The following is a 17,689-nucleotide window of genomic DNA, read 5'->3' on the forward strand; positions in this document are numbered from 1 at the left end:
GGACAATCTTTCAGAAAGGGCCGCCCCCAACAGGGGGTGGCCCTTTCTGCATTTCCCTTTTTCCTTGCATGATCGCCTCCGTTCCCCTGACATCCCGGCAGGACGGCCGGCGAGGCCGGGAACAGCGTGCCCGACGTGCCCGAATCCGGCAAGGTCGCGCTGGATCCTGGTTGTAGTGGTGTCCGCGCCTCGTGAGGCCACTACATCCAGGATGTTGCGCGATCTTGCTGCAGAGCCAGGCAGCGGACCCGCGGGTCGGTGGTCCAGTGCGGGGGAGCCGCAGTGCCCGGTCAGTCTCGGGTCTGCATACCGTCGCGGAGGTTGCGCAGCAGGCCGCCAGCGTCGCTGACCGACCGGCCCGGGAACATTGCCATCACCACGCTGCCGTGGTCGGCCCAGCCGCACACCGCGAAGTCCCCGCCCTCGCCGCTGGTGCTGCCACACTTCAGCACCCCGCCGAGGTCACCTGCGGGCAGCTCCCGCAGACCGTTCACCGCACCGGTCTCGTCAGACATCAGGCGGAAGAGGCTGTCCAGGTCCCGTTCCGGCTGCCAGAGCAGTGTGGTGCCCCCGAAGATGAGCACGGAGCGCTTGTCGTCGGCCGGGTCGCGGTAGACAGTGCCGAAACTGCGGTCCAGTTCGATGTTCGCCGCCAGACCGCTGCGTAGATAGTCGGCAGTGCTCTTCGCCCGCTCGCTGTCGTCGCGGGTCAGACCAGCCACCCGATCGGGTGACGCCAGTTGGGTGTCCTTCTGCTGCGCCACCCGCCACCCAGCGACACCCAGCACGCCGGCTCCGGCGAGACCTACCACCAGGGCGACCGTCCAACCGATCTTGCGGCGGCGTGACCAGCCGCTGGACCGCTCGTCGGGGTCGCCTCCAGAGTCCCGGGTGCTCAGCTGGATCGGCTCTTCGGTCAGCTCTACCGGCTCGCGGCCGCCGTCGCGCGACCGCTCGGTGAGATGTGCGTCGGACATAGCCGACACCGTACGCGAACGGCAGGTGGCGCACGTCAGGTCTGCGGAAGCCCTCCGTAGACTTGTCCGGTGACCGAGAGACTGGATGCCCGACGCCCCGACGCCCCGACCCTTGCCGGCCAGTACCAGCCCGGTGAGGTAGAGCAGCGACGGTACGAGCAGTGGGTAGCCGGCGGGCACTTCCGGGCCTCCGCCGACAGCGACAAGCCCCCCTTCACCATCGTCATCCCGCCACCGAACGTCACCGGTTCGCTGCACATGGGCCACGCGTTCGAGCACACGCTGATGGACGCGTTGACCCGGCGTAAGCGGATGCAGGGCTTCGAGGCGCTGTGGCTGCCGGGCATGGACCACGCCGGCATCGCCACCCAGAACCTGGTCGAGCGTCAGCTCGCCGCCGAAGGGCTGTCCCGGCACGATCTCGGCCGGGAGAAGTTCGTCGAGCGGGTCTGGCAGTGGAAGGCCGAGTCCGGTGGCGCCATCCTCGGCCAGATGCGCCGCCTCGGAGACTCCGTCGACTGGGACCGCGAGCGCTTCACCATGGACGAGGGGTTGACCCGCGCCGTCCAGACGATCTTCAAGAAGCTGTTCGACGACGGCCTGATCTACCGGGCCAACCGGATCATCAACTGGTGTCCGCGCTGCCTCACCGCGCTCTCCGACATCGAGGTCGAGCACACCGACGACGACGGCGAGCTGATCTCGATCCGCTACAGCGACGAGGTCGTGGTGGCCACCACCCGGGCCGAGACGATGCTCGGCGACACCGCAGTGGCGGTGCACCCCGACGACGAGCGCTACCAGCACCTGATCGGCACCGAGGTCGAGCTGCCGTTGACCGGCCGCCGGATCCCGATCGTCGCCGACGCGCACGTCGACCCGTCCTTCGGCACCGGCATGGTCAAGGTGACGCCGGCGCACGACCCGAACGACTTCGAGATCGGCCAGCGGCACGACCTGCCCGCGCTGACAGTGATGGACGAGCGCGGCGTGATCACCGTGCCCGGCCCGTTCGAGGGGTTGGACCGGTTCGAGGCGCGGCCGGCGATCGTGGCGGCGCTGCGGGAGCAGGGCCTTATCGTCGCCGAGAAGCGCCCGTACGTGCACGCGGTCGGGCACTGCTCGCGGTGCAAGACCACAGTCGAGCCGCGGCTGTCGCTGCAGTGGTTCGTCAACACCGCCCCGCTGGCCCAGGCCGCGGGTGACGCGGTGCGCGACGGCCGGGTGCGCATCGAGCCGGCCGAGCTGGCCAAGCGCTACTTCGCCTGGGTCGACAACATGCACGACTGGTGCATCTCCCGCCAGCTGTGGTGGGGGCACCGCATCCCGGTCTGGTACGGCCCGGCGGGCGAGATCGTCTGCGTCGGCCCCGACGAGGCGCCGCCGACCGGCGAGGGCTGGCACCAGGACGAGGACGTCCTGGACACCTGGTTCTCCAGCGGCCTGTGGCCGTTCTCCACCCTGGGCTGGCCCGAGCAGACCCCGGACCTGGCGAAGTTCTACCCGACCAGCGTGCTGGTCACCGGGTACGACATCCTGTTCTTCTGGGTCGCCCGGATGATGATGTTCGGTCTCTACGCGATGGACGGCCGGCCGCCCTTCGACGTGGTCGCGCTGCACGGCATGGTCCGTGACCAGTTCGGCAAGAAGATGTCGAAGTCGTTCGGCAACGTGGTCGACCCGTTGGACTGGATCGACAGGTACGGCGCTGACGCCACCCGGTTCACCCTGGCTCGGGGCGCGAACCCCGGCCAGGACGTCCCGGTCAGCGAGGAGTGGTGCCAGGGTTCCCGCAACTTCTGCAACAAGCTCTGGAACGCCACCCGGTTCGCGCTGATGAACGGCGCGCACACCACTGGCGACCTGCCGCCGGTCGAGCAGCTCTCCACCGTCGACAGGTGGATCCTGTCCCGGTTGGCGCACGTCACCGCCGAGGTCGACGAGCAGTTCGAGGCGTACGAGTTCGCCAAGGTGTGCGACCTGCTGTACCACTTCGCCTGGGACGACGTCTGTGACTGGTACGTCGAGCTGAGTAAGCCGGTGCTCGCCGAGGGCGGTGAGCGCGCGGAGGCCAGCCGTCGGGTGCTCGGGCACGTGCTCGACCAGCTGCTGCGGCTGCTGCACCCGGTCATCCCGTTCGTCACCGAGGAGCTGTGGCTCGCGTTGACCGGCGGCGAGACGGTGCAGGCCGCCGCCTGGCCGGTGGCCGACCGGTCGCTGATCGACGACGCCGCCGAGGCCGAGCTGGTCGGCGTGCAGCGGGTGGTCACCGAGATCCGCCGGTTCCGTTCCGACCAGGGGCTGCGGCCCACGCAGCGGGTGGCCGCCCGCCTGGACGGGCTGTCCGGCGCGGGTATCGCTGCGCACGAGCCGCTGATCCGCTCGCTGGTCCGGTTGGATCCGGCCGGTGACGACTTCCAGGCCAGTGCCACGTTGGCCATGCCCGGCGCCGTCGGTGTCGCGTTGGACACCCGGGGGTCGATCGACGTGGCCGCCGAGCGGGCCCGGCTGACGAAGGACCGCGCGGCAGCCGAGAAGGAGGTCGCGCAGGCCCGGGCGAAGCTCGACAACCCTGCCTTCATCGGCAAGGCCCCCGAGCCGGTGGTCGCGAAGATCCGCGACCGGCTCGCCACCGCCGAGGCCGACCTGGTCCGGATCGACGCTGCTCTGGAGACACTGCCCTCGTGACCGACCGTACCGAATTCGCCGCCGTCGAGGCCGAGCTGAACGCCCGCGGCTTCACCCGCATGGTCTTCGAGCTGGACCGGATCGAGTCGCTGCTCGACCTGCTCGGCAGCCCGCAGCGGGCGTACCCGGCGATCCACCTGACCGGCACCAACGGCAAGACCTCCACCGCGCGGATGATCGACTCGCTGTTGCGGGCGCACGGGCTGCACACCGGGCGGTACACCAGCCCGCACCTGGAGACCGTCCGGGAGCGGATCAGTCTGGACGGGGAGCCGGTCAGCGAGGAACGGTTCGCGTCGGTGTACCGGGAGATCAAACCGCTGGCCGAGCTGGTCGACGCGCGGTCGGACGAGCCGTTGACGTACTTCGACATGACCACCGCGCTGGCGTTCGCCACCTTCGCCGACGCGCCGGTCGACATCGCTGTCGTCGAGGTGGGCCTCGGCGGTGCCGAGGACGCCACCAACGTCCTCCAGGCCGGGGTCTGTGTGATCACCCCGATCGGGCTGGACCACACCGAGTGGCTCGGTGACACGCTCCAGGACATCGCGCTGGCCAAGGCCGGCATCATCCACCCGGGGGCCACGGTGATCTCGGCGGCCCAGGAGGAGGAGGCCGCCGGCCCCCTCCTCGAACGCTGCGCCGAGGTCGGGGCCACCATCGCCCGGGAGGGCGGCGAATTCGGCGTGCTGGGTCGGGCGGTCGCTGTCGGCGGCCAGGTGCTCACCCTCCAGGGGCTGGGTGGCGTGTACGACGACGTGTTCATTCCGCTGCACGGTGCCCACCAGGCGCAGAACGCGGCAATGGCGCTCGCCGCCGTGGAGGCGTTCCTGGGCGCGGGGGCTCGTCGTCAACTGGACATCGAGGCGGTCCGGGAGGGCTTCGCCTCGACCAGTTCCCCGGGTCGGCTGGAGCGGGTCCGTAACGCGCCGACCATCCTGCTGGACGGCGCGCACAACCCGCACGGCATGAAGGCCACAGTCACCGCCCTCCAGGAGGAGTTCGCGTTCAGCAAGCTGGTGGCCGTGATCGGCGTACTGGCCGACAAGGACGCGGAAGCGCTGCTGGAGCTGCTGGAGCCGGTGGTCGACCAGGTGGTGGTCACCCGCAACAGCTCGCCACGGGCGATGCCGACGGAGGAACTCGCCGCGCTGGCCGCCGAGATCTTCGGCGATGAGCGGGTGGACTCGGCCGAGGAGATGCCGGATGCCATCGAGTTGGCTGTGGCGTTGGCCGAGGAGGACGTTCCCGGTGAGCTGAGCGGGGTCGGGGTGCTGATCACGGGGTCCGTGGTGACGGTCGCCGACGCGCGCCGGCTGCTGAAGCGATGACCAGCCCGGAGCGGGACCCGCACCCCACCGAGGACCCGACCGCCCCGCCGGTCGAGCAGCCGGCGGGGGAGGAGCCCGCGGCAGGGCAGCCGCGACGCTCCGGGTTGCGCAACCCGGAGCGGGCGGTACGCGGTCTCGGTGCTGGCACGCTCAGCCTGGAGGCACTGGTGCTGTTGCTGGCGATCCAGCCGATCCGGGTGGTCGGCGGTGACCTCGGCGGCGCCGCGATCGGTGCGGTGGTGGCACTGGCGGTGGCTGCCGTGGTGCTCGCCGGCATGATGCGTCGGCCCTGGGCCTGGAACGCCGGCACAGTGCTCCAGGGCCTGCTGTTGCTGGGTGGCCTGCTGCACTGGTCGCTGCTCGGGCTGGGCATCATCTTCGCCCTGGTCTGGGCGTACGCGCTGCACGTTCGCCGCGTCATTCTCGGCTGACGCCGGACCCGGCCGGCGCCGTCCGAAGGTGGGCCGGGTCAGGCGTCGGCGCGTTCGCGCCACTGGGTGAGCGCGACGCCGTGGCCATCCGGGTCGCGGAAGGCAGCCGCCCACCCCTCCAGCTTGGTGCCCCTGTTGACCACCCGGGGCGCGTACGTGAAACGGACGCCCGACTCGCGCAACCGCTCGTACGCCGCCTCGATGTCGCTCACCTCAAGGTTGACGTGCACGAGTCGGCGGCTGATGGGGGCGGCCCCGGTCACCTCGCGCAGGACGATCCGGGTCGACCCGGAGGCCAGGACGGCGTTGTGGGCACCCTGGTCGACCTCGCTGAAGCCGAGCACGTCGCGGTAGAAACCGAGCGACCGGGGCAGGTCGGTGACCAGCAGGGTGAGGCCCACCCCGCTGATCGGCGCGGCCGGATCCGCGGCCGAGCCGGCGTCCAACCCGAAGATCGCCTGGTCCAGTTCCTCGTCGGTCACTGTCGTGCGTGCCGCCCCGGCCGGGGCGGGATCGTCCAGCGGAAGATCGAGTGGGTCCAGCGGGTCGGTCGCGCCCGGGCCGGACCGCTGCGCGGGCGGTGGGTCGAAGCGCTGCGCGTCGGGCTGCTCGAAGCGCTGGGCGCTGGGAGGGTCGACGGGGTCCTCGGCGGGTGGGGCGGTGCTGCCGCCCTCCTCCGAAGCGTCGAACCGGTCGGCGGCGGGCTCGTCGAAGCGCTCCTCGGCAGGCGGGCGGGGTGCCGGAGTGGTCGCCCGTCGGGGCAGCCCACCGGCCTGCGGCTCGACGACGACACCCTCCAACACCACCGGGCCGCCCGGGCTCTGGTGCATCACCACGGGCTCGCGCTCCTCGGGCGCGACGCTCGGGTCGTCGCGCCGGACGTCGATGCGCGAAGGGTCGGTGCGCAGCGGGTCACCGGCCGGGTCGCGGAACGGGTCACCGACCGGGTCCCGGAAGGGGTCACCAACCGGGTCGCGGAAGTCGTCGCGGAGGTCGTCGTCGGGTGCGCGGTCGGCCCACGGCGGCGCGTCCTGCTGGATCAACAGCTCGTCCATCGCCTCCGCGTCGGCGAACTCCGGCGGAATATCGGCGACGGCAGCGGCGGTCTCGGCATGGGTGAGCACCTCGTCCCAGAGGACCTTGACGTGCCGCTGGTCGTCCAGTGCGACCCGGATCGGCAGGGTCTGGCCCAGCGACGGCCACTTGGAGACCGGCACCCTCGGCTCAATGATCTTCTTGGACCGCGGCGGCAGACCAGGGGCGTCAATCACCAGTTGCAGTTCGCAGCGGCCGAACGCGTACTGGGTGGGTGGTTCGGAGGCGCTGTGCACGTGCCCCACGCCGACGACCCACGTGCGACCGCCGCCGCGTACGGTCGCCAGCGCGATCGCCAGCACCAGCAGGGCGACCCCGAGAGCCACGATGGCCCAACTCGTCATGCCGAGGCCGAACAGGACGACGAACGTGGCCACGGTGCCCAGCACCGCGCCGATCAGCTTGCGTACCGGCGCGATGGGTCGGTTCCCGCCATTCGCCACAGTGGACCTCCCGGGGTCAGGACCAGGCTAGGCCGAATCGGCCACCGGGGGAAAGACCGGCCGCCGCGCCGGCGCCGGGACCGGGTCGCTAGGCTGACCGTACCGATCCCGAGCGTTCAGCGCGTACAGGAGGAACCCAGCGTGTCCAGCAACAGCCCGGATGAGCGCAGCCTCGTTCTGATCAAGCCTGACGCGGTCCGCCGCGGCCTGGTCGGCGAGGTCCTCTCCCGCTTCGAGCGCAAGGGGCTGCGGATCGACGCGATGGCGCACCGGACGATGGATGCCGCGCTCGCCGACGAGCACTACGCCGAGCACGTCGACAAGGCGTTCTACCCGCCGCTGAAGGACTTCATGACCGGCGGTCCGCTGGTCGCTCTGGTGCTCTCCGGCGACCAGGTCATCGACGTGGTCCGCGGGCTGGTCGGCGCCACCGACGGACGCAAGGCCGCCGCCGGCACCATCCGGGGTGACCTGTCGCTGTCCAACCGGGAGAACCTGGTGCACGCCTCCGACTCGACGGACAGCGCCAAGCGCGAGATCGCGCTCTGGTTCCCCGAGCTGGGCTGACGTCCACCGGCCCGGGGTCGACCGACGTCGCCCGGGTTCAGCCGACCGCCGGCACCTTCGCCGGGTTGCCGACCACGTAGATCCCGGTGATCCGTCCGTCGGCCGCGGAGATGGTCAGCGTGTACCGACTGCCGTCCGCGCGGGTGATCAGCATCGCCGGTTCCCCGTTGAGCTCGACCGGATCCATCGCGACCCGGTGACGCGGGCCGTAGACCCCGGCGTAGAACCGGGCGATCCGGTCCGCGCCGGTGACCGGGTTGAGGGCGGCCCGCACCCGACCGCCGCCGTCGTTCCACGCTGTGACGTCGGCGGCCACCAGGTCGGTGAGCCTCGCCAGGTCACCGTCGCGGGCGGCGGCGAGGAACGCGTCCAGCAGCCGCTCCCGCTCCGGGCGGCTGGCGGTGAACCGACGCTGCTCCTGCCGTACCCGCGCGGTCGCCCGGTGGTACAGCTGCCGACAGTCGGCGACGGACCGGTCCAGGATCTCGGCGATTTCCGCGTACGGCAGGTCGAAGGCCGTGTGCAGGACGTACACCGCCCGTTCCGGCGGGGTGAGCCGCTCCAGGACGTGCAGCAACGCGGTGGAGAGCGAGTCGCGCAACTCCGCGCGGTCCAACGGTCCGAACGGCGAGGGCGCGGTTGGCACCGGCTCGGGCAGCCACGTCCCGACGTACGTCTCGCGGGCCGCCTGCCGGGCTCGCAGCCGGTCCATCGCCAGCCGGGTGACCACCCGGGACAGGTACCGGCGTGGTTCCTCCACCGCCGACCGGTCCACGCCGAGCCAGCGCAGGTACGCCTCCTGGAGCACGTCCTCCGCGTCGTGTCGGCTGCCGAGCAGGCGGTAGGCGAGCCCAAGCAGCATCGGCCGATGCGCCTGGAGCGCATCGGCCGCCTCTGCTGCCTCGGTCGTCACACCTGCGCCGGGGGCTCCGTGTGCGTCGTCACGGCGATACGATTCCACACGTTGATTGTGGCGATCGCGAGGACCAGATCGGCCAGTTCCTTCTCCGACCAGACCTTCGCGGCGGCGTCCCACACCTCGTCCGACACTCCGTGCTCGCCGAGCCGGGTGACCGCGTCGGTGAGCGCCAGCGCGGTTTGTTCCCGCTCGTCGAAGAACGACAGCGCCTCCCGCCAGGCGGCCACCGCGAACAGCCGCCGGCTCGACTCGCCGGCGGCGAGGGCGTCGCGGCTGTGCATGTCGACGCAGTACGCGCAGCCGTTCAGCATCGACGCCCGCAGCTTGACCAGCTCCAGCACTGTGTGGTCGACGTTCGCCTGGACGTACTTCTCCAGGCCCGACACGGCCTGGTATCCCTGCGGCGCGACCTCGAAGAGCCTCATTCGTTGCATGACCAACTCCCTGTTCGATCCGACACCGCTACGACGGTCCGACCGGGGCCGGCCGTGACAACCGTCGTGGTGACCCCGGTCACGCGTGGTGGGCCGGCCGCCGGCGTTCCGGCCGGACAACAGGCGTTCGGGCGCCGGTCACCCGGGCCGCCGATCGCGGTCATCTCCGCCCGGTAGACCGACGGGGTCAACCCATGACCGGGAGGAAGAATGACCGAGCTTGATCGACGTACCCTGCTGCGGGCCGGCCTGGTGGTCGGCGCCGGAGTCGCCGGCGGCACCCTGCTGGGCGGCGCTGGCGCGAACGCAGCCCCGGCCTGGCGCCCGGCCGCCCGCCCGGTGCTCACCCACGGCGTGCAGAGCGGTGACGTGACAGCGGACTCCGCGCTGGTCTGGACCCGGGCCGACCGGCCGGGCCGGATGCTGGTCGAGGTGAGCCGCCGGCCGGACTTCCGGGGGGCGCGCGAGCTGCGCGGCCCGGTGCTCACCCCGAACGGCGACTTCACCGGCAAGGTCCGGCTGCGGGGGTTGCCGGACGCCGAGCGTCTGCACTACCGGGTCCGGGTGGAGAGCCTGGAGCGGCACGGAGTGGTCAGCGAGCCGCTGACCGGGACGTTGACCACGGCGCCGGGCCGGCACCGGCGCAGCGACGTGACGTTCGTCTGGACCGGCGACATCGTCGGGCAGGGCTGGGGGATCGACCCGAACTTCGGTGGGATGTCGATCTTCCGGGCGATGCGGGAGGCCCGTCCCGACTTCTATCTGTGCAGCGGTGACACGGTGTACGCCGACGGCCCGCTTGTCGAGTCGGTGACCCTGCCCGACGGGCGGATCTGGCGCAACGTGGTGACGCCGGAGAAGAGCAAGGTCGCCGAGACGCTCACCGAGTACCGGGGGCAGTACGCGTACAACCTGATCGACGAGCATCTGCGGGCGTTCAACGCGGCGGTCCCGCAGATCAACCAGTGGGACGACCACGAGGTCCTCAACAACTGGTACCCCGGCGAGGTCCTGGACGACCCGCGCTACACCGAGCGGCGGGTGGACGTGCTCGCCGCCAGGGCCCGCCAGGCGTTCGGCGAGTGGCTGCCGGTGCCGGACAACGGGCCGCTGTACCGGCGGATCTCGCACGGGCCGCTGCTGGACGTGTTCGTGCTGGACATGCGGACCCACAAGGACCCGAACGACGGCAACACGTACGCCGACCCGAAGCGCGGTCTACTCGGCCGTGAGCAGCGCGAGTGGCTGATCCGGGAGCTGAAGCGGTCCACGGCGACCTGGAAGGTGATCGCCAACGACCTGCCGATCGGGGTGGTGGTGCCGGACGGCCCGACCGCGCAGGAGGGTGTCGCGCAGGGTGACCCGGGCGCACCGGCCGGGCGTGAGCTGGAGTTCGCCGAGGTGCTGCGGGCCACCCACCGCGCCGGGGTGACCGGCATGGTCTTCCTCACCGCCGACGTGCACTACTCGGCCGCGCACCATTACGACCCGTCCCGGGCTGCGGTCGGCGACTTCACCCCGTTCTGGGAGTTCGTCTCCGGCCCGGCGCACGCCGGGGCGTTCGGCCCGAACGCGCTGGACGGCACGTTCGGACCGCGGGCCGCCTTCGTGCACGCCCCTCCGGTGGCCAACACCTCGCCGGCGGAGGGTTTCCAGCACTTCGGTCAGGTGTCCATCGATGGCGAGTCGGAGGCCCTGACTGTGCACCTCCGTGACCGCGACGGCGCCTCCCTCTGGAGCACCACCCTCCCCGCTCCCTGATCCCACCTCGACTCCCTCTCGGTTGATCATGGAGTTGTGGCCACGCCACGCCGTCGAGCGAGGCGAGAACTTCACGGTCAACCGAGGGGGTGGGGGTTGGTGTTGCCAGCGCCGGTTGGGCCGGGCAGGCCGAACAGCTCCCCGTTGCCGACCGTCAGGTCGACGCCGCGGACTGCCCGGACCTCACGGCGCTGGGGTCGTGACCATCCCGGGGCGGCTGCGGCACCTGCGGCTCACCCCGACCGCCTCGATCGCGTGTTCGATCGATATCCGCAGGCTAGGAGTGCCGGGAACTGGTGGGAAACGGATTCGGATCGAGCCGAATGCTCACGCCGAGGCGCTCGTCGGCTCGTCACCAACGAGCTGTACCAGAGCCAGGCCGGCCGGTTCCAGGCCGTACAACACCCGCCGGCCCACCCGGCGGCGGTGCACCACGCCGGCGGCCAGCAGCGCGGAGAGCTGCTCCGACACGGTGCTCGGGGCGAGCCCCAAGGTCGCCGCGAGGCCAGCGGTGGTGGCCGGCCTCGCCAGCGCCCGCAGCACCTGGGCACGACCACGGCCGACAAGCACCGCCAGGCGATCCGTGGCCGGTGTCGTCCGGGGCGCCGAGGCGGGCCCACCCTCGGCCAGCACCACCGCCCCGCGCGCCTGGTAGGAGACGGCGATGATCTCCGGATGGTCGGTGGCGCAGATGAGCGCTCCCTGCGAGAAGATCAGGGGAAGCAGCAACAGCCGCTGGTTCACCGCGGTGAACTGCTGCTCCGACGGCTTCACCAGCGTCAGCACCGGCTTCTTCCAGCGCACCCGTTCGTGCAGGTCGGTCAGCAGCGCGTCCGGACCGTACGCGGCGAGAGCCCGCGCCCGGTGCAGCACCTCCTCGTCCAGCGCCGCCTGCATCGCCGACCACCACGGCGCGATGGCCGCGTCCCAGTACGCCTCGATGCCGTCGGCGAGCCGGTCCAGGGCGGCCCGCCGGTCCGTGACGAATGGGCCGAGCCACTCCGGCAGGTCGTCCGGGTGGTAGTAGTGAGGGATCTGCTCGGCGATCACCTCAGCCGGCGTCGCGCGCAGTTCGGCGAGCTGTTCGGCAAGGGTCGGCGCGGCCGACGTGGGGATCGGGCTGAGGAAGTCCGGTGCGGGTAGGCCGATGGTCAGCAGCCGGGCCGGCGCGGCCGCCGGCACCTCGTCGAGCACCCGCCGTGCGTGCCGCGCCCAGGCCGTGTACGGCCAGGGTGCCTCCACCGGATGGCGGTGCAGCACGAACAGGCTGGTCAGCACCTCCCACAGGGGGCTGGTGGCGATCCGGGTGCGGGACAGCGTCGGTTCGTCCAACTCGATCCGGATCACCCGGCCAGCCTAGGGTGTGCCGGCGTGGGTCATCACTCGAAGGCGCGGCGGTCGGCGCGTCGAGTATCGTTGGACCCCGTAAGGCGATGACCCGGCCATCACCGGTGAGCCTCCGGAAGAACAGCCGGGCAACCGGCCCAGTAGAACCGGACGGGTGCGGCCCGTCACAGCCGACAATGAGCGGGCGGTCGATCCTGACCGCCAAGCGGGGTGGTACCGCGGGCCACCCGGGAGCGCCGTTCCTGGCGTACCCCGGAAGGTTCGTCCTCGCAGTCCCACGTTGAGTGAGCTGCACGAGGAGAGCGACCCCCGATGGCCTATCCATTGCACGACCCGACCGCCGCCGGTGTACCGGCGAGCCCGGACCTGCCCGCGGTCGAGCGCCGGGTGCTGGAGCACTGGACGGCCGACAAGACCTTCGAGGCCAGCATCGAGGCCCGCCCGGCCGGCACGGACGGCAAGAACGAGTACGTCTTCTACGACGGCCCGCCGTTCGCCAACGGCCTGCCGCACTACGGTCACCTCTTCACCGGCTACGTCAAGGACGTGGTGCCGCGCTACCAGACCATGCGCGGCCGGCACGTGGAGCGGCGCTTCGGCTGGGACTGCCACGGCCTGCCCGCCGAGGTGGTGGCCGAGAAGCAGCTCGGCATCACCAGCAAGGCGGAGATCATCGACCTGGGCGTGGACCGGTTCAACGAGGCCTGCCGTACCTCGGTGCTGGAGTTCACCCAGGACTGGGAGCGGTACATCAACCGGCAGGCCCGCTGGGTCGACTTCACGAACGACTACAAGACCCTCGACCTGGACTACATGGAAAGCGTCATGTGGGCCTTCAAGACCCTGCACGACAAGGGTCTGATCTACGAGGGCTTCCGGGTGCTGGCGTACTGCTGGCGCTGTGAGACGCCGCTGTCGAACACCGAGACCCGGATGGACGACGTCTACCGGGACCGGCACGACCCCACCCTGTCGGTGTGGTTCGAGCTGACCGCCGACGAGTCCGCGCCGGAGCTGGTGCGCGGGCCGGTCAAGCTGGGCGTCTGGACCACCACGCCGTGGACCCTGCCGTCGAACCTGGCGCTCGCCGTCGGGCCCGACATCGAGTACGCGGTGCTCGAACGCGACGGCGACCGCTACCTGGTGGGGGCGGCGCGGCTGGCCGCGTACGCCAAGGAACTGGAGTCCTACGAGCAGGTCGGCACGGTGTATGGCCGGGACCTGGTCGGACGCCGCTACACGCCGCTGTTCGACTTCCTCGTCGAGCAGGCCGGGGAGAACGCCTACCAGGTGCTCGGCGCGGAGTTCGTCACCACTGAGGACGGCACCGGGATCGTGCACCTGGCCCCGGCCTTCGGTGAGGACGACCAGAACGTCTGCAACGCCGCCGGCATCCCCACCATCGTCACTGTGGACGACCACACCCGGTTCACCGCGCTGGTCCCGCCGTACCAGGGTGAGCAGGTCTTCGACGTCAACAAGCCGGTGATCCGGGAGCTGAAGGACCGGGGGGTGGTGCTCAAGCAGGACACCTACACCCACTCGTACCCGCACTGCTGGCGTTGCGACACCCCGCTGGTCTACAAGGCGGTGTCGTCCTGGTTCGTCGCGGTGACGCAGTTCCGGGACCGGATGGTCGAGCTGAACCAGGAGATCAACTGGACGCCCGGCCACATCAAGGACGGCTCGTTCGGCAAGTGGCTGGCCAACGCCCGGGACTGGTCGATCAGCCGGAACCGGTTCTGGGGCTCGCCGATCCCGGCGTGGAAGTCCGACGACCCGAACTACCCGCGCCTGGACGTCTACGGTTCGCTCGCCGACATCGAGCGGGACTTCGGCGTACGCCTGACCGACCTGCACCGGCCGGCGGTGGACGACCTGGTCCGCCCCAACCCGGACGACCCGACCGGGCAGTCGATGATGCGTCGGGTGCCGGAGGTGCTGGACTGCTGGTTCGAGTCCGGATCGATGCCGTTCGCCCAGGTGCACTACCCGTTCGAGAACGCCGACTGGTTCGAGCACCACTACCCGGGTGACTTCATCGTCGAGTACATCGGGCAGACCCGCGGCTGGTTCTACACCATGCACGTGCTGGCCACCGCGCTGTTCGACAGGCCGGCGTTCCGCAACTGCCTGAGCCACGGCATCCTGCTCGGCTCGGACGGGCGCAAGATGTCCAAGAGCCTGCGCAACTACCCGGACGTCTACCACGTCTTCGACGCGTACGGCTCGGACGCGATGCGCTGGATGCTGATGTCCTCGCCGGTGCTGCGCGGTGGGGACATGGCGGTCACCGAAGCGGGCATCCGCGACGCCGTCCGGCAGGTGCTGCTGCCGCTGTGGAACGTGTGGTACTTCTTCACGCTCTACGCCAACGCCGACGGGCACCAGGCCCGGCGGCGTACCGACTCCACCCACCTGCTCGACCGGTACGTGCTGGCGAAGACGAACGAGCTGGTGTCCACCGTCGGCGCGCAGATGGACGCGTACGACATCTCCGGTGCCTGCGCCACTGTCCGGTCGTACCTGGACGCGTTGACCAACTGGTACGTGCGCCGGTCCCGGGACCGGTTCTGGTCGGGTGACGCCAACGCCTTCGACACCCTGTCGACGGTGCTGGAGACCCTCTGCCGGGTGGTGGCGCCGCTCGCGCCGCTGACCGCGGAGGAGATCTGGCGTGGCCTGACCGGGGAGCGTTCGGTGCACCTGACCGACTGGCCGGAGGCGAGCGAGTTCCCGGCCGACCACGACCTGGTCGCCGCGATGGACAACGTGCGAGCGGTCGCCTCGGCGGCGCTGTCGCTGCGCAAGGCCAAGGGGTTGCGGGTGCGACTGCCGCTGTCGAAGCTGACGGTGGCCTCGCCGGCCGCGGAGCAGCTGCGGCCGTTCGCCGACCTGGTCGCCGACGAGGTCAACGTGAAGACCGTGGAGTTCAGCGCGGAGCTGTCCGCGTACTGCGAGCAGGTGTTGACAGTGGTGCCCCGGGCGCTCGGCCCGCGGGTCGGCAAGCAGGTGCAGCAGGTGATCAAGGCGGTCAAGGCCGGCGAGTGGGAGCTGGTCGACGGCGCCCCGGTGGCCGCCGGCGTCACCCTCGCCGAGGGTGAGTACGAGTTGCGCCTGGTCGCCGCCGACGCCGAGCACTCCGCGCCACTGCCCGGCGGCGAGGGCGTGGTGGTGCTCGACACCGACGTCACAGCGGAGCTGGCCGCCGAGGGGCTGGCCCGCGACGTCGTGCGGGTGGTGCAGCAGGCCCGCCGGGACGCCGACCTGGACGTCTCGGACCGGATCGTGGTGTCGGTGTCGGCGTCCGACGAGGTACGCGCGGCGGTGTCCGCGTACGTCGACTTCGTCGCCGCAGAGGTGCTGGCCGACTCGGTCGACTTCGTCGAGGGTCCGGACGGCTCCGCCGTCGAGGGTCCGGACGGCTCTGCCGTCGAGGGCCTGGAGGGCTTCGCTGGCGAGGTCGGCGATGGTGAGCGGGTAACGGTGGTCGTCCGCCGGGTATAACGGACCATCGCCAGGGTGCGGGCGCCTCACCACCTCCGTCCGGGAGGTGTGGAGGCGTCCGCTACCGTGACACCGCCTGTTCGCACCTGATCTGCCGGAGGACCAGTGCCCCTGCTCTACACCATCGGCAAGCTCACCGTGGCGCCCACGCTGCGGTTGGCGTTCCGCCCGACCGTGGAGGGGCTGGAACACGTGCCGGAGACCGGTGGTGCGGTCTTCGCCGGCAACCACCTCTCGGTGGCCGACGAGTTGTTCCTCGGCACTGTCGTGCCCCGGCACCTGGCGTTCTGGGCCAAGTCGGAATATTTCAAGGGCGCCGGCGTGAAGGGTGCGATCTCCAAGTTCGTCCTCACCGGCCTGGGCGCGATCCCGGTCGAGCGGGCCGGTGGCCGGGCGGCGCTGTCCGCGTTCGACGCGGCGATCCCGGCGCTCAAGGGCGGTGACCTGGTGGTGGTCTACCCGGAGGGCACCCGCTCGCCGGACGGCAAGCTCTACCGGGGGCGGACCGGCGCGGCTCGGCTGGCGATCTCGGCCGGTGTGCCGATCATCCCGGTCGGCATGATCGGCACGGACAAGGCGCAGCCGATCGGCGCCCGGGTGCCCCGGCCGGGCACTGCCAAGATCACGGTTCGATTCGGCAAGCCGCTGGACTTCACCGGCCGACCGGACGATCGCACCTCGCTGCGGCAGATGACCGACGAGATGATGAGTGAGATCCAGAAGCTCACCGGCCAGGAGTACGTGCCCCGCTACGCCCCGCCGCGCGCCCACCCGGACCCGACCCGCGACGCCTGACCCCGCCGGGCGCACCCTGCCCGGCCGCGCGGCCCGAACGCCCGAATGCGGATCACCGCACCCCGGCCTGGCCGGGGTGCGGCTTCAGCCCCGCTCGGGCTGGACGATCTGGGCGCGCAGGGTGCCCAGCAGGTCGGCACTGTCGGCGACGGAGAGTCGGGTGAACACGCCGGTGGCGATGCTGCCGTGGTCGACCGACGTGCAGACGACAACGGCACTGCCGTCGGCGCTACCCACCGCGCACCGTTCGTGCCGGCCCCGCACACCGGTGTCCACGCTCTCCGGGGCATCCAACGCGTACCGCTTGGTGAGCCGGCTGATCTCGGCCTCCGCGTCCGACTCCGGGCTCAGCCGGAAGCCGGTGCCGCCGAAGACGGTCACCCGTTTGCCGCTCGTCGTGGCGTAGACGCCCGCGAACGTGTCCTCGGCCAGCCAGTGCTCCTTGCGTACCTCGTTCTCCAACTTCTGCGCGGCCTCGGTGCTGCGGCTGTCCTGCCGCAGGCTGAGGTCGTCCACCTGGACGGGCAGGGCCGCGCGTGCCGGGTACTGGGCCGAGATCGGGAACCCGTAGTAGGCGGGGCAGCCACAACAGCAGGCCAGGCTGAGCAGCAGCAGCCACGGCCAGCGGCGTCGTCGGCGGACCGGTACCGGCACGTACCCCTTGGGGGCCTGCCACCCGGGCGGCGGCGATGGCGGTGGCGCGGTGGATCGCCGACCCCGGCGCTGCTTCGGCACCTTCGGCGGCGCGGGTGGTGCGGGTGGCGACATCGGCCGGGCCGGCACCACGGGTCCGATGGCCCGGGGTGCGCTCGAGGCGGCCGGCGGCGGCACCGGGTGCGGCCCGGCCGGGGAAGCGGGCGGCCCGGACCACTGCCTGGTGTCCCGCGATGGGGCCGGAGGAGCGGGCGGCCCGGACCACTGCCTGGTGTCCGGTGGCGACGGATACGACATCGTGGGCGGCAGCGGGGGCAGTTCGGCGGAGGGCAGATCCCAGCCGCCGGTGTCCACGCCGGCCCACGGGTCGACCGGAGTCTGGTGCTCCGGCGGCCCGACGGCCACCGGCGGGGGAGGGGTTGGCTCGGCCGACTCGCCCCAGGCGGGTCGGCGAGGCAGCGGCGGTGGCACCGGGGCCGAACCGCTCCACCTGGGCGCCGGGACCTCCGCGGTCGCGGCAGGCTCCGGCTGGTCCGGGGGTTCCGGCTGGTCCGGGGGTTCCGGCTGGTCCGAGGGTACGGGTGGGGAGGTCGGCTCGTCGGCGACCGCCGGGTCCCGCTCCGGCTCCGCGCCCGGGGTGCTCCCGTCGGCCGGCCGTGCTCCCGGCTGGGGCTCCGGCATCGCGGCAATCTCCTCTCGCGCCGAACCGAGGTTAATACCGCGCCGCCACCATCGCCGAT

At 71.3% G+C, this 17,689-nt stretch carries 13 protein-coding genes; 7 read left to right on the forward strand and 6 right to left on the reverse strand.

The features are described from left to right. Positions 1-290: 290 nt before the first annotated feature. A complete protein-coding gene (locus MED01_RS24265) occupies positions 291-977 on the reverse strand; it encodes a hypothetical protein (protein WP_238670866.1) in 687 nt (228 codons plus the stop codon). 69 nt (positions 978-1,046) lie between these two features. Between MED01_RS24265 and MED01_RS24270 the strand changes: the two genes are divergently transcribed. The 3 genes from MED01_RS24270 to MED01_RS24280 are packed head-to-tail and all read left to right on the forward strand — an operon-like array spanning position 1,047 to position 5,427. Beyond that, on the forward strand, positions 1,047-3,665 hold the full coding sequence (locus MED01_RS24270) for a valine--tRNA ligase (protein WP_238670867.1): 2,619 nt from the start codon (positions 1,047-1,049) through the stop codon (positions 3,663-3,665). After that, complete coding sequence (locus tag MED01_RS24275; RefSeq protein WP_238670868.1) at positions 3,662-4,996, forward strand: bifunctional folylpolyglutamate synthase/dihydrofolate synthase; 1,335 nt, start codon at positions 3,662-3,664, stop codon at positions 4,994-4,996. The genes MED01_RS24270 and MED01_RS24275 overlap by 4 nt, the downstream gene beginning before the upstream one ends. Then, positions 4,993-5,427 carry a DUF4233 domain-containing protein gene (locus tag MED01_RS24280; protein ID WP_238670869.1) on the forward strand — a complete coding sequence of 145 codons (435 nt, stop codon included), beginning with the start codon at positions 4,993-4,995 and terminating at the stop codon, positions 5,425-5,427. Before MED01_RS24275 ends, MED01_RS24280 begins: the two co-directional genes overlap by 4 nt. 38 nt (positions 5,428-5,465) lie before the next feature. Here the strand turns inward: MED01_RS24280 and MED01_RS24285 are convergent, their stop codons facing one another. Next, the gene (locus MED01_RS24285) at positions 5,466-6,965 is read right to left on the reverse strand and encodes a VOC family protein (protein ID WP_238670870.1); all 1,500 of its coding nucleotides are present in this window, start codon (positions 6,963-6,965) and stop codon (positions 5,466-5,468) included. A 141-nt stretch (positions 6,966-7,106) separates the two neighbouring features. On the opposite strand from MED01_RS24285, the gene ndk reads away from it, so the two are divergent. Further along, positions 7,107-7,532 (forward strand): nucleoside-diphosphate kinase, encoded by a 426-nt coding sequence (gene ndk, locus MED01_RS24290; protein ID WP_088949743.1) that lies wholly within the window; start codon positions 7,107-7,109, stop codon positions 7,530-7,532. 37 nt (positions 7,533-7,569) lie between these two features. Here ndk and sigJ read toward each other — a convergent pair whose 3' ends face one another. Both sigJ and MED01_RS24300 read right to left on the reverse strand, forming a co-directional pair. Continuing rightward, positions 7,570-8,493 carry an RNA polymerase sigma factor SigJ gene (sigJ, locus tag MED01_RS24295; protein WP_308193547.1) on the reverse strand — a complete coding sequence of 308 codons (924 nt, stop codon included), beginning with the start codon at positions 8,491-8,493 and terminating at the stop codon, positions 7,570-7,572. Beyond that, positions 8,442-8,885, reverse strand: coding sequence for a carboxymuconolactone decarboxylase family protein (locus tag MED01_RS24300; RefSeq protein WP_238670872.1), 444 nt, complete (start codon positions 8,883-8,885; stop codon positions 8,442-8,444). The genes sigJ and MED01_RS24300 overlap by 52 nt, the downstream gene beginning before the upstream one ends. A gap of 210 nt (positions 8,886-9,095) precedes the next feature. On the opposite strand from MED01_RS24300, the gene MED01_RS24305 reads away from it, so the two are divergent. Beyond that, a complete protein-coding gene (locus MED01_RS24305; RefSeq protein WP_238670873.1) occupies positions 9,096-10,646 on the forward strand; it encodes an alkaline phosphatase D family protein in 1,551 nt (516 codons plus the stop codon). A 327-nt stretch (positions 10,647-10,973) separates the two neighbouring features. On the opposite strand, the gene MED01_RS36175 is transcribed toward MED01_RS24305, so the two are convergent. Beyond that, positions 10,974-11,993, reverse strand: a complete 1,020-nt coding sequence (locus MED01_RS36175; protein WP_238670874.1) for an ArsR family transcriptional regulator — start codon at positions 11,991-11,993, stop codon at positions 10,974-10,976. Positions 11,994-12,305: 312 nt separating this feature from the next. Between MED01_RS36175 and ileS the strand changes: the two genes are divergently transcribed. Together ileS and MED01_RS24320 are read left to right on the forward strand one after the other, a co-directional pair. Further along, positions 12,306-15,500, forward strand: a complete 3,195-nt coding sequence (gene ileS / locus MED01_RS24315; protein ID WP_238670875.1) for an isoleucine--tRNA ligase — start codon at positions 12,306-12,308, stop codon at positions 15,498-15,500. A gap of 105 nt (positions 15,501-15,605) precedes the next feature. Further along, positions 15,606-16,295: a lysophospholipid acyltransferase family protein gene (locus tag MED01_RS24320; RefSeq protein ID WP_238670876.1), complete on the forward strand. Its 690-nt coding sequence runs from the start codon at positions 15,606-15,608 to the stop codon at positions 16,293-16,295. A gap of 84 nt (positions 16,296-16,379) precedes the next feature. On the opposite strand, the gene MED01_RS24325 is transcribed toward MED01_RS24320, so the two are convergent. Beyond that, positions 16,380-17,630, reverse strand: a complete 1,251-nt coding sequence (locus MED01_RS24325) for a hypothetical protein (protein WP_238670877.1) — start codon at positions 17,628-17,630, stop codon at positions 16,380-16,382. Positions 17,631-17,689 lie beyond the last annotated feature (59 nt).

Origin of the sequence: Micromonospora alfalfae (assembly GCF_022230925.1) — a bacterium.
In the GTDB taxonomy this organism is placed as follows: domain Bacteria; phylum Actinomycetota; class Actinomycetes; order Mycobacteriales; family Micromonosporaceae; genus Micromonospora; species Micromonospora alfalfae.